Annotated in this window: 15 protein-coding genes; 2 read left to right on the top strand and 13 right to left on the bottom strand. The window is 64.5% G+C overall.

Translation table 11 applies throughout. From position 1 onward, the window contains the following. The first annotated feature begins 22 nt into the window (after positions 1–22). Together LB518_RS11995 and LB518_RS12000 are read left to right on the top strand one after the other, a co-directional pair. Positions 23–886, top strand: a complete 864-nt coding sequence (locus LB518_RS11995; RefSeq protein ID WP_224577739.1) for an alpha/beta fold hydrolase — start codon at positions 23–25, stop codon at positions 884–886. Positions 887–916: 30 nt separating this feature from the next. Further along, positions 917–1921, top strand: a complete 1005-nt coding sequence (locus LB518_RS12000) for an NADP-dependent oxidoreductase (protein WP_224577740.1) — start codon at positions 917–919, stop codon at positions 1919–1921. A 205-nt stretch (positions 1922–2126) separates the two neighbouring features. Here the strand turns inward: LB518_RS12000 and LB518_RS12005 are convergent, their stop codons facing one another. The 13 genes from LB518_RS12005 to LB518_RS12065 all read right to left on the bottom strand — a co-directional run bounded on the left by LB518_RS12005 (position 2127) and on the right by LB518_RS12065 (position 12056). After that, on the bottom strand, positions 2127–2573 hold the full coding sequence (locus LB518_RS12005; protein WP_224577741.1) for a CopG family transcriptional regulator: 447 nt from the start codon (positions 2571–2573) through the stop codon (positions 2127–2129). Between the two features lie 5 nt (positions 2574–2578). Further along, positions 2579–4579, bottom strand: coding sequence for a conjugal transfer protein TraG (locus tag LB518_RS12010; RefSeq protein ID WP_224577742.1), 2001 nt, complete (start codon positions 4577–4579; stop codon positions 2579–2581). Positions 4580–4607: 28 nt separating this feature from the next. Beyond that, entirely contained in the window at positions 4608–6347 is a 1740-nt protein-coding gene (locus tag LB518_RS12015; protein WP_224577743.1) for a relaxase/mobilization nuclease domain-containing protein, read from the bottom strand. Positions 6348–6590: 243 nt separating this feature from the next. Continuing rightward, on the bottom strand, positions 6591–7307 hold the full coding sequence (locus tag LB518_RS12020) for a lytic transglycosylase domain-containing protein (RefSeq protein ID WP_224577744.1): 717 nt from the start codon (positions 7305–7307) through the stop codon (positions 6591–6593). A gap of 4 nt (positions 7308–7311) precedes the next feature. After that, entirely contained in the window at positions 7312–7647 is a 336-nt protein-coding gene (locus tag LB518_RS12025; RefSeq protein ID WP_224577745.1) for a DUF736 domain-containing protein, read from the bottom strand. A gap of 67 nt (positions 7648–7714) precedes the next feature. Then, a complete protein-coding gene (locus LB518_RS12030) occupies positions 7715–8260 on the bottom strand; it encodes a S26 family signal peptidase (RefSeq protein ID WP_224577746.1) in 546 nt (181 codons plus the stop codon). Then, a complete protein-coding gene (locus LB518_RS12035; protein ID WP_224577747.1) occupies positions 8257–8778 on the bottom strand; it encodes a DUF2840 domain-containing protein in 522 nt (173 codons plus the stop codon). The genes LB518_RS12030 and LB518_RS12035 overlap by 4 nt, the downstream gene beginning before the upstream one ends. After that, a complete protein-coding gene (locus LB518_RS12040) occupies positions 8775–9026 on the bottom strand; it encodes a ribbon-helix-helix protein (protein WP_224577748.1) in 252 nt (83 codons plus the stop codon). Before LB518_RS12040 ends, LB518_RS12035 begins: the two co-directional genes overlap by 4 nt. Next, entirely contained in the window at positions 9023–9676 is a 654-nt protein-coding gene (gene parA, locus LB518_RS12045) for a ParA family partition ATPase (RefSeq protein ID WP_224577749.1), read from the bottom strand. The genes LB518_RS12040 and parA overlap by 4 nt, the downstream gene beginning before the upstream one ends. Continuing rightward, positions 9673–10830 (bottom strand): replication initiator protein A, encoded by a 1158-nt coding sequence (locus LB518_RS12050; RefSeq protein ID WP_224577750.1) that lies wholly within the window; start codon positions 10828–10830, stop codon positions 9673–9675. Before LB518_RS12050 ends, parA begins: the two co-directional genes overlap by 4 nt. Positions 10831–10847: 17 nt before the next feature. Next, a complete protein-coding gene (locus tag LB518_RS12055) occupies positions 10848–11129 on the bottom strand; it encodes a helix-turn-helix transcriptional regulator (protein WP_224577751.1) in 282 nt (93 codons plus the stop codon). 140 nt (positions 11130–11269) lie between these two features. Further along, on the bottom strand, positions 11270–11599 hold the full coding sequence (locus tag LB518_RS12060) for a DUF2285 domain-containing protein (protein WP_224577752.1): 330 nt from the start codon (positions 11597–11599) through the stop codon (positions 11270–11272). 97 nt (positions 11600–11696) lie between these two features. Further along, on the bottom strand, positions 11697–12056 hold the full coding sequence (locus LB518_RS12065; RefSeq protein ID WP_353619951.1) for a transcriptional regulator domain-containing protein: 360 nt from the start codon (positions 12054–12056) through the stop codon (positions 11697–11699). Between the last annotated feature and the right edge of the window lie 30 nt (positions 12057–12086).

Below are 12086 nucleotides of genomic sequence, written 5' to 3' on the forward strand. Positions count from 1 at the left end.
GCGGGCAAAGAGCAGGCCCATCATGACAGGTACATTCGTTAAGACGGCATCGACGCCCTGCTACCGCGACGCTCCCAATCGCTTCGTCGCCGTGGACGACATCCGCTTTGCCGATCGCGAGCTTGGTCCGCGCAGCGAGGTGCAGCTCATCTTGCTCAATCACTGGGGCGCGGTGCTGGACAATTTCGATCCGATGATTATCGACGGACTTGCCGCCTCCCATCACGTCGTCGCGCTGGACTATCGGGGGATCGGACTTTCCGGCGGATCGGCTCCGCTGACCATAGACGAGATGGCACGCGATGTGATGGCCGTCATCAGCAAGCTTGGTTTTGCCAAGGTCGATCTGATGGGTTTCTCGCTGGGTGGCTTCGTGGCGCAGGATATTGCCCTCAAAGCCCCCGCTCTGGTGCGCAAGCTGATCCTGACCGGCACGGGCCCCGCGGGTGGAGCAGGTATTGAACGGGTCGGAGCCATCTCCTGGCCCTTGATCCTCAAGGGCATGCTGACGCTGCGTGATCCGAAGGCCTATTTGTTTTTCACCTCGACCGCCAAGGGCCGTCGCGCGGCAATGGACTTCCTGGCCCGCCTGAAAGAGCGCACGATGGACCGAGACAAAGGGCCGACGCCGCGTGCCTTCCTGCGCCAGCTTGCGGCGATCAAGGCCTGGGGTCGTCAGGCACCGCAGGATCTGGGGCTCATCCACATTCCCGTTCTCGTGGCCAACGGGGACAATGACATCATGGTGCCCACATCCAACACCCGGGATTTGGCACGGCGCATCCCGAATGCCGAGCTGGTGATCTACGAGGATGCGGGCCATGGCGGCATATTCCAATACCATTCCGAGTTTGTGCCGAGAGCCCTGGCTTTCCTGGCTGCCTGACTCGATCAAATCTCACACTGGAGAAAACCCGTGAAAGCCTTTGTCGTCGACAAATACGAGAAGAAGGGCGCGCTGCGCCTGGCCGACATGCCCGATCCACAGATCGGTGCCGACGATGTGCTCGTTCGTATCCACGCCACCGCAATCAACCTTTTGGATTCCAAGGTCCGCGACGGCGAATTCAAGCTGTTCCTGCCCTATCGCCCGCCCTTTATTCTCGGTCACGATCTGGCCGGCACCGTCATCCGCGTCGGCGCCAATGTTCGGCAGTTCAAGGCGGGCGACGAGGTCTATGGTCGCCCGCGCGATTTTAGGATCGGTACCTTTGCAGAGATGATTGCGGTTGATTCGGCGGACCTCGCGCTGAAACCGACAAGCCTCTCCATGGAGGAGGCCGCGTCGATCCCGCTGGTCGGACTGACCGCCTGGCAGGCGCTGGTCGAGGTGGGCGAGGTCAAGCCCGGTCAGAAGGTGTTCATCCAGGCCGGTTCCGGCGGTGTCGGTACCTTTGCGATTCAACTGGCTAAACATCTCGGTGCCACCGTGGCAACCACCACCAGCGTCGCAAATGCCGAGCTTGTCAAAAGCCTCGGTGCAGATTTGGTCATCGATTACAAGACGCAGGACTTCGAGCAGATGCTGTCCGGATACGACCTGGTGCTGAACAGCCAGGACGCCAAGACGCTGGCAAAGTCATTGAATGCGCTGAAACCGGGTGGAAAGCTCATCTCGATCTCCGGGCCGCCGGACGTCCCCTTCGCCAAGTCTCTGCGGCTGAACCTGTTCCTGCGCCTTGTGATGCGGATGCTGAGCCGAGGCATTCTGAAGAAGGCAAAGCGTCGGGGCGTCGACTATTCCTTCCTGTTCATGCGCGCAGAAGGGGGGCAATTGCGTGAAATCGCCAAGTTGATCGACGCCGGCGTCCTCCGTCCAGTTGTTGACAAGGTGTTTCCCTTTGCGCGGACGCCAGAGTCCTTGGCTTATGTCGAAACCGGACGCGCCAAGGGGAAGGTTGTTGTTGCCGTTTCGCAATGACCGTCTCGCCAGCCGGCAGGTCGCATTTTTTCAAGGCATCATGTCCGCTTCCATGACTCTTAGGACAGAAGCGGACATTCTCTTTGCGGCCTCAAACCGGTAGTTTATGATAGCCGCTGCGGAGCCGTAGCGACGAACGCCACAGACGCCCGCTTTCCACTACAGCCGGTCATTGGCAGCAGCGTGACGGTCGTCACGCGAACCTCTATTCGTCATTGACAGGTTTGACGTCCTCCGAAATCTCTTGCCGCAATTTCAGCCCTTTCGCCAGCCGCCGCCCGAGCGCAGTCACGAACTGGTCGTAGCGCTCACCAGCCTTGGCGCGGGCCGCGTGTGCCGCCGGTTCGGGCAGAGCCGGCGTCGTGCCGAGCCAGAACTTGATGAACACGGCGAGGCTCTCAACGGCGATGCCGACATCGCGTTCCAGCCGCGTCATCCGACGATCGATTTGATCAAGGCGCTTGGTGACGATGGCCTCGCGCCGCTCGTCAGCATCGGGCGACAGGAAGGATGCGATGGCTGCCTCGGCGATCATGGACTGCGGCTGCTCGCGGCGGGCAGCATAGTCGGCAAGGCTCTTCATCACGGCAGGATCGAGATAGACCGAGATCTGAGCCTTCCTGATGCGACGGACGCTCTTGGGGTCGGGCATAGCTATCAGAGATCCATCCCATCGTTCGGATCGAGCGAGACCTGGCGGGCGACGCCTTGCATGATCCCGGTCATGCGACGGTTGCGCGTGGCGGCATTCTCCATCTCGTCATCACGATCCACGTCGATCTCAAACTCATTCTCGATCGAAGGCTGCGTCTCGATGGGTTTCGCCCGGCTGAGCTCGGGTTGATGGCGACGCTCGGAGTCGGTCGTGTCCTCGTCATCGGAGACCGGGAGCATGGACAGGGTCGCAGCAGCCGCACGTTCCGACTTCGCTGGCAACTGCCGACCGGTCCAGTCATCGGCCCACGCCTCCCTCAGTGCGGTCAGCGCCGGGGGCATCAAGATACGCTCCTTGAACCTAATGTCCTCGTAGTAGCGCGCCTTCTTCGCCCGGATCGGCGGGGTGCCGGCGACCATGACGATCTCGTCTGTGGGCGGCAGTTGCATTACCTCGCCGGGAGTAAGCAACGGTCGGGCGGTCTCCGAGCGCGAGACCATGAGATGGCCGAGCCAAGGCGACAACCGATGGCCGGCATAGTTCTTCATCGCCTTCATCTCGGTGGCGGTGCCGAGCGCATCGGACACGCGTTTGGCCGTTCGCTCGTCATTGGTCGCGAAGCTGACGCGGACATGACAGTTGTCGAGGATGGAGTTGTTCGGGCCGTAGGCCTTCTCGATCTGGTTCAGCGACTGGGCGATCAGGAAGGCCTTCAGGCCATAACCGGCCATGAAGGCGAGCGCGCTCTCGAAGAAGTCGAGCCGGCCGAGCGCCGGAAACTCGTCGAGCATCAGCAGCAGGCGATGACGGTCCGCCTTCGCATTGAGATCTTCGGTCTGGCGTCGCCCGATCTGGTTGAGGATCAGCCGGATCAGCGGCTTGGTCCGGTTGATGTCGGAGGGCGGCACGACGAGGTAGAGCGTGGTTGGGCGTTTTCCGCCGACGATATCGCCGATGCGCCAATCACAATGTCGGGTCAATTCTGCGACGACGGGATCGCGATAGAGGCCGAGGAACGACATGGCGGTGGAGAGCACGCCCGACCGTTCATTGTCGGATTTGTTCAGGAGTTCGCGGGCGGCGCTGGCGATAACGGGATGCGGGCCGGCTTCTCCCAGATGCGCCGTGGTCATCATGGCGGAAAGCGTTGACTCGATCGGGCGCTTCGGATCGGAGAGGAAGGCAGCGACGCCGGCCAGCGTCTTATCTGCCTCTGCGTAAAGCACGTGCAGGATGGCGCCGACCAGCAACGCGTGGCTGGTCTTCTCCCAATGGTTCCGCTTCTCGAGCGAGCCTTCGGGATCGACGAGAATGTCGGCAATGTTCTGGACGTCACGGACCTCCCATTCGCCTCGGCGCACTTCCAGCAGCGGGTTGTAGGCCGAGGACTTCGCATTGGTTGGATCGAACAGCAGCACGCGGCCGTGCCGGGCGCGGAAGCCGGCGGTCAGCTGCCAGTTCTCGCCCTTGATGTCGTGGACGATGGCAGAACCCGGCCAGGTCAGCAGAGAGGGCACGACGAGACCGACACCCTTGCCCGAACGGGTCGGCGCGAAGCACAGCACGTGCTCCGGCCCATCGTGGCGGAGATAGTCGCGTTCGTAGCGGCCGAGCACCACGCCATCGGAACCGAGCAGGCCGGCGGATCTGACTTCTTCCGTCCCGGCCCAGCGCGCCGAGCCGTAGGTTTCTACCTTCTTGGCCTCTCGCGCCCGCCAGACCGACATCCCAATCGCCACAGCGACTGCGAAGAAGCCGCCGGACGCAGCGATGAACGCGCCTTCGGTGAAGATGCTCGGGGCGTAGGCATCATAGGCATACCACCACCAAAAGAACGACGGCGGCAGGTAAAAGGGCCAACTCATCAACGAGAACCACGGCGGCCCAAGCTGCGCCTGAAACCCGAGCATCCAGGCGACATATTCGGTGGCGCCCCAGGTTGTGGCGAGGACGATCAAGACAACTGTAAGAATCTGACCCCAGAGGATCTTTGTGCCGGTCATGGCGGCGGTCCTTTGATGGGAAGGAAGGCTAGAGGCCGAGGCCGCGCTTGCGGCCAAAACTCCAGTCGATGCCGCCGTCACCGCGGGCGACACCAGTAACGTGGCGGCTGAGATGCTTCTCGAGCGAGGGCGTCCACGGCACGAGTTGGAAGCCCATGCCGTCGTCCAGCATGGCGAAGCGGCCAGAAGCGAGCGTCAGGCGCTGGCGATAAGTGCCGGCGACATAGTCACCACTGGCCGCGCGATTGAACGGCTGGCCAGTCTCAGCGGCGAGCTTCTCGCCGACGGCGTCCAGCTCACGGTGACGTAGCGTCTCGATCAGGTTGGTGGCAAAGCTGATGCGCTGCCCCTGCCGCTCGGCGAGGCCCTGCTCGACCAGATGCTCGGCGCGGGCAGACATCGCCCGACTGACCTCGGCGCCGAAGCCGCCATCCGAGAGGGCGACCGGCGCGCGGGCGATGGTCTGGCGATCGAGCCAGGTCGCGCCCGATGCCGTTATTTGCCTGTTGATGTCGAGATCGGAGCGAATGGCGAGGGCGACACGGTGCTGGCCCTTGGCGTCTTCGAACCTACGCAACTCGACGATCGAACCCGGCGCACTGTCACCCGCCGCGGCCAGATCGGGCAGCTTGATGTGATGGGTGCGGCCATCGATACCATCGACGACGGCGTAGGCGGTGCCGCTCAGTTCGTCGTCCAGTCCGCGTGTCATCAGCCGGCCGATGATAGGGGTATCGAGCTGTTCGCCAGCAAGCACATAACTTGCCGAGCCGCGCTCGATGCCTTGCTCGGTCAGAGCGCGGTGCATCCGTTTGATGATGTCACCGCGCTCGCCCAACGCGCGCAGGACCGCCTCAGCCTTGTCGTCGATCATCCATTGGCCAGGGCGAACCTGGCTTGCCAGGCCGAGACCTTCGAGCTTGCGCAGGCGTCCGACCTTCAAGCCATGAAACGCGTCTGGCTGCCGATCGACACGCGGGGCGAGGTCGATAACGCCGGCGTCGTGAGCGTCGCGCAGGAGCTGCCGATCTAATTGGGTCCAGCGCTCGGTATCGATCTGGCGCTCAAGCATGCGGCGAATGTCGAGATCCGTGCGCGGCCCGAGTTCCTGCGTGATGAGATCACGGGCCCGGTCGCGCATGCCCTCCTTGATGTAGTCGCGGGCGATGACGAGGTCCTGGCCATCGTCGCGCACGCCGCGCACGATCAAATGGATATGCGGGTGCTCAGTGTTCCAGTGATCGACGGCGACCCAGTCGAGCCTGGTGCCGAGATCCTTCTCCATTTGCCCGACGAGATCGCGGGTGAAGGATTTGAGGTCGGCCATCTCCAGCGCATCGTCCGGCGAGACGATGAAGCGGAAATGATGCCGGTCCTCTTCACACCGTCCGGCGAACGCACCGGCATCGGCAGTCTCGGTCTCCGACCCGAACAGGCGGGCGTTCTCCCCATCCCGGGTCACGCCCTCGCGGCGCAAATAGGTAAGGTGGGTTCCGAGCGACGCGGTGCGCGCGGAATGGCGGACGACGCGGGCCTTGATGACGGCGCCGCGCGAGCGCGACGTGATCAGGCGGTTCGCCTGGATGCTAGCGCGCTGACCCTGCCCGAAGCGGGAGCGGTTGCCTGCGACGATGCGGCCTGAACGCGACACGCCGCCGCCAGCATTCTTGGCCGCCGCGAGTGCCTGCGCGATGAAGGGCCTCGCGCGCTGGGCGCCGGACGAGCGGACGCGGCCCGGACGAACCCGAAACTCATGCTCATCGGCCATAGTGCGGCCCCCCAATGTGCGGAAGACCTATCAAATCCAGAGGCTTAGGCCTTCTGGGCACATTGAGCCCAGAAGGCGCAAGGTGCGGAGCGCCCCAAAAATCCCTGCAAAAACAACCGACCGACCGAAGCGCAATGTGCGCCCTTTTATCCTGCCTTCGTCCGGTCGTGTTCCCCGTTTCCCACCTCGCAGCACTCACCGATACGCCATAGCCCGAAAGGACACGAGCAACAGCCGACCCCATCATCGGGCGTCTCCAGCCAGAGTTCTCGCGACGAACAGGCCGGCGGAGAGCGGAACGATGGCGGAGACATCGTGCACAGCGGCTGCAGCAGGATCGCCCTCCAATCGACGTTTGCCCGACGCTGGATCCGCAGCCGACACACGCCCTGGCGGTGCGATGAACAGCGGCGCACGGGCCCAGACGAGTGGATCGACGGCCGCCACGATGACGGGATTGGCGATGGCACCGGGAGCAATCAGCGGCAAAAGCGCGGCAACATAAGCGCGGGTTTCTGCCGGGAGCGGCCGACCGTTCAGCGACGCCTCATAGCGACCGGGACCAGCATTATAGGCGGCCAGAAACCCCGGCGCTCCGTAGCGGTCATGCAGTTCGCGGAGATAGGCCGCGCCGGCCAGAATGTTGTCGCGTGGATCAAAGGGATCCGTGCCAAGGTTGTGACGGGCACGGAGCGCGGCCCACGTCCGCGGCATGATTTGCATCAACCCCCTCGCGCCGGCCGATGACCGGGCGCGCGGATTGCCGGCGCTCTCCGTTACCATGACAGCACGGATCCAGGCGGCCGGGATACCGAACCGCTGCGACGCCTCGGCAATGGGTTCGGCATAGACGTCGCCCGGAGCTGAGCGCGAAACCGAGTTAGATTGGGCGGTGGCCGGGAGCGGCGACAGGACGACGAGAGACAGGCCGGAAACGAGCAGGAGGACCGATCGGCGCATGGCGTCAGACCCTTCCATCGCGCTTCGGCAGACGGTTCCAGTGCAGCGACCAGGTTGAGCCATCGCCGTCGTCACGGAACAGATTGGCGCGGAGGGGTGCCAGGAAGAGGGGATCGTCGAGGATGAGCGCGACATGGTCGCCCGCGCGCTCGCCGGTGCGCTTCCAGCCGGCGCCGACCTCCGGTCCATCTTCGTCTCCGAGATGGACCCGATAGTCCGGCGCATTCTCGGCATCCGATTCTTCGGCGGGAACGATGGTGAATTGCGTGTCGAAAGAGAGCGTGCGGATGCGGCCGGTGAAGCCGGATGTCTCGCGATTGAACGTGCCGATCTGCGGCATGATAGTCTCCCTAGCAGTGACATTGGAACGGTCGTCGGCGGGCGCGCACCCGACGACGCTGAAGCGATCAGCGCGTCGCCGCCCGCCAGCTGAAGTGCCCGTCGCCGGCCTCGTCGGTGAGCAGCGGCATGGCTATTCCGATGACGGCGCGCGCCGGAATCGACCCGAAATACCGACCGTCGAGGCTGTCGCGAACAGCCGGGTTCATGAGGAAGATCTCGCCAGCAGCGATGCGCCGGCAGCCCTGCCAGGTTGGCAGAACGCGACCCATCCGATCGCGGTCGAGCGCATCGCCGAGGCGCACGGCATCGACGATGATGGCGTTGCCGGTGCGGCAAACCTGCTGACCGGGAAGCCCCATGACCCGCTTCAGGAGCGGCGCGCCGCGGCCGATATAGCCGCGCTCGACCAGGAAATCGGCGAGCGCCTTCTCCGGCATCACCGCAACGAGATCACCGCCAGCCAAATCGCGCGGCGCCGACAGGCTGTAGAGCCCGACCGGCACGCTGGCGGAGACATTCCAGACCAGCCGAAGCTGCGTTGGAATGAAGGCGGTGATGACGACGCCCATCACAGAGAAGTAGGTCACCATGGTGGTGCCGAAGCGGGTCATTCTTCGGTGCTCCGCCGCTTGATCCAGGCCTGATGACGTTCGACGAGATAGGCGCGCGGCGCGAAGCCGGCGTTGATGCGGCTGGCGACATGGCGCCAGTGATCCGGCGCGATGTCGCAGGGATCGATGCCGACGGCCTCGACGGCGTCGATGTGGCGGAGCACTTGCTCGACCTTCGGCCAGCCCTCGATCTTCAACAGGATCTCGCCGCCAGGGCGCACAAAGGGCAGCGTCTGGTGGGCTTCACCGTGCTCGACGGCGCGCACAATGTCGATGCGCGAGATGACCGTGCCGAACTCATTGGCCGCCCAACGCACGAACGCAAAGACGCTGCCCGGCCGATACGAGATGATGCGCCGGCGGCGGTCGAGGATCTGCTCATGCGCGGCGCGACCGAAGCGGATCCAGTTCTCGATCCGCTTCTCGACATGGGTCAGTTCGACATGAGTGAGATTGTCATCGGGATGCACGGGCGGCACGGGGCCGCCGCGCAAGCGGGAATCCGCGGTGCCGGTCATTGGGATTGTCCTTCGGTGGTAGAGAACGCGCGCGCGAGCAGGTCGCGCAACATGTCGGCGACGGTGACGCCGCGTTGAAACGCGGCAATCTTGATCCGGCCGCGGAGCTCGGGCGTCACGTCAATGGTCAGCCGGGCGGTGAAGCCGGCAGCCGCATCGCGCGGTGGCGGAGCCTCCGCTGCCTTGATCCAGTGCTCGGGATCGGCAGGGCGCGCAGCAAAGCCACGACGGTTCGGGCGCGCGCTCATGGCGTTGCCCTCCCGATGCCGAAGCGCTCGATCTCGGAGGCGAGCGCGGCGATCTCGCGCGCGGCCAGACTGTCGGCGTCGATCTCAGTGGCGAGCCGGCCGGACTGCGCGGCATCGGCGAAGACGACGCGCTGGCCGATCGTCGCCGCCAGCACGGGCGGATCGTGATCAGCCAGCGTATCGGCCGTCGCGCGGGCGATCAGGGTGCGTGCGCCGCAACGATTGAGCACGAAGCGGGCAGCGAGCTGCGGGCGATAGATGCGCGCCTCGCCGAGCAGCGCCAGCATCTCGGCCGAGGCCCAGCCGTCAAAGGGCGATGGCTGCACCGGGATCAGGACAAGGTCGGCGGCAAGCAGCGCCGAGCGCATCAACCCGGCGACGCGCGGCGGGCCATCGATGACGACGTGATCGACGTCGCGCGCCAGTTCCGGCGCTTCCCGGTGCAGCGTGTCGCGGGCGAGGCCGACGACGCCGAACAGACGAGACAGTCCTTCACGCACTCGTTGTTGCGACCAATCGAGTGCCGAGCCTTGCGGGTCGGCGTCGATAAGCGTGACGCGCTTGCCCCTGCGGGCCCACTCACCGGCAAGATGCAGAGCGAGCGTCGTCTTGCCGACACCGCCCTTCTGATTGAGGAGGGCGATAATCATCGCGTCCCTCCTGGATACTTAGCGAGAGGAAGACGCAGCATGCGGAGCGTATGGGGAGCCGTAGAGCCGTCTTTACGGAAAGACGTGTCCGACTTCGTGGCCGATGTGGCCGTGTTGAACGCGCTTTTCCCGTCCCGCGCGATGCTCTCCACATCGAGCCCGCGCTCTTTCGAGTTAGATTCTGGGTTAGACTCTAGGTTAAGGGGGCGATTTTGACTGTTCCTACCGTGGGTTAGGCCCGGTTTGGGTTCCCGATAGCACGAGTGTCCGGTTCCCGATGGCACGATAGTGCGGGTTCCCGATAGCACGAGGCCGTCCACAGGCTGACCGGCCAAGGCGGACGGTTCGAAGGCGAGCAGCATTCGTCCGGCAATCTCGTATTCGAGCGACAGCGTGTAGCCGGGCAGCGGCTGGCGACGGATGATGTCGCGCAGTTCGAAGGAGAAGCGCTTGAACGGCGACAGGCTGCCAGACTTCAGGTGCAGATGGCGGAAGTCGAAACGCCAGCCGCTGCGCTGGCGGCCGCCATGCTTGCGCACGATCCGGTAGAGCCAGCGGTCCAGCCCACCCGTCAAACTGAAATAGGCCCGGTCGATGGTGAGCACGAGCGCGTCGTCGAGGACGGCGCGGTAGAACCAGTCGGGGACGATCATCTCGATCCCGTCCGGCTTGCCATAGCGGTCGGTGCGCTCCTGCCATTCGTTGATCCAGGAGAAGCGGTGCCGCCGCCCCGCGGCCGGCTGGCGGATCGAGGTGGAAACCGTGGTCGACTGCAGCCGGTCGAGCGCCGCCTTGAGCCGCTGATAGTCCCGAAGCGAAACGCCTCTCCCGATGAAGTTCAAGATCTCATAGGGCGTCGCCGCCATCAGCCGGGAGGTGCGAAGACCGGCATCGCGGGCCTCAATGATCTGGCTCGCCGCCCAGATGAGGATATCGGCATCCCAGATCGTCGCCATGCCGTGGTCCGGCACGGCATCGACTTTGATTGAAACATTGCCGGCGGCAAAATCGATCGGCGCGACGCGATGGGTCTTGGAGAGGGAGAAGAAGGGATAGGCCATGAGATCCTGTGCGTCTCGCGGTGCGAACTCGCCGGGGAGCGCGCGGAACAGGTCGAGCTGTCCGCGCTCCGAGGAGGGCCGATGCCGAGTCATCGAGGGATCGACCGCGATCAGCGTGCGCTGCTGCCGCTTGGACGACTGACGGGGACGGCCTGGCGCTTGGCCGGCAGCACGGAACCGCGCGGATCGGAGGTCGAGGTGACGGCACCGCGTGCAGCCCAGCCTTCGAGATCATCGAGCGCATAGACGACTCGCCCGCCGAGCTTGCGATAGGCGGGACCGGTGCCGTAGGTGCGGTGCTTCTCGAGCGTGCGCGCGGAAAGGCTCAGGAAATGGGCTGCTTCCTTGGTCCGGAGGTAGCGTGGCGGCAGAACGGCGAGATCGGGTCGCATGGATCGAGGCTCCGTGAGGTTCCAGGGTGCCGCTGCGGTGAAGCGGCGGATGACGACCACGGTGGCGGAGAAGCAGCGGCGTGGGGGATGGGGAAGCTGAGGCGGCTGTAATCCCCACCCCAGGCGATGAGGTCGCAAGCTCAGGACCGGCGGCGATGACGCAGCAGCTGGAGATAGCCGCCGCCGATCAGGGCGGTGGCGCCTTCGACGAGCCCGATCACCATGTCGCGCAGGGCTGAGGTCTTCCAGGGTTCCGATGCGATACGTTCGCGGCCGAACAGCGCCGTACCGATCTCGCGATAGCTTGCGCCGTCCGATCTTCCGTCGGCCGCCTGCATCATCAGGCGTAGACGCCGCCGCTGCTGCGCGGTCATCCGTTTGTCGGCGGGGACGGGCTTGCCGCGTCCGGCTCGCCAATAGCGGATCAGCGCCTCGACTCGGCCCGGTGTGTCGGCGTCGAGCGGGATCAAAGCTGCCAGGGGTTTCGCAGGCCGGCTGCCGGGAAGGACGAGGACCTCGAAAGGTTCCTGCGCTTCCGATCTGACGACGATATAGCTACCCTCGGCGCTATCGCGACGCGCGCCGATGGCGTGGTTCACGGGAGTGGAGACTTGGTCGAAGAATTCGGGAACCGTTGTCAGCATGACGATGGCCGGATCGACGAGCGGAGACCACAGAACATCCTGTTCCGGCGCGGGCAGCCCAGGCCTCGCCGCGAAATCGAAGCCCCCAACGGAGCTCCGCCTCCCGCGGGAGCGGCGCCGCCTCGGTGTCGTCGTCTACGAGCGCGCTATAGAGTTCTTGATACCCTTCATTGCGGCGCAGACATTCCCAAGTCAGACCCTCGACGGACAGTCCGTCGAAATAATCGTAGCTCTTCCCTTCTCGCCACTGCGAAACGTCTGGCTTCATCACTCGGCTCCTCATAGAGATGCTGAAGTCGCGTGAGGACAATCC

Source organism: Mesorhizobium sp. BR1-1-16 (genome assembly GCF_020165495.1).
Lineage (GTDB): Bacteria > Pseudomonadota > Alphaproteobacteria > Rhizobiales > Kaistiaceae > Kaistia.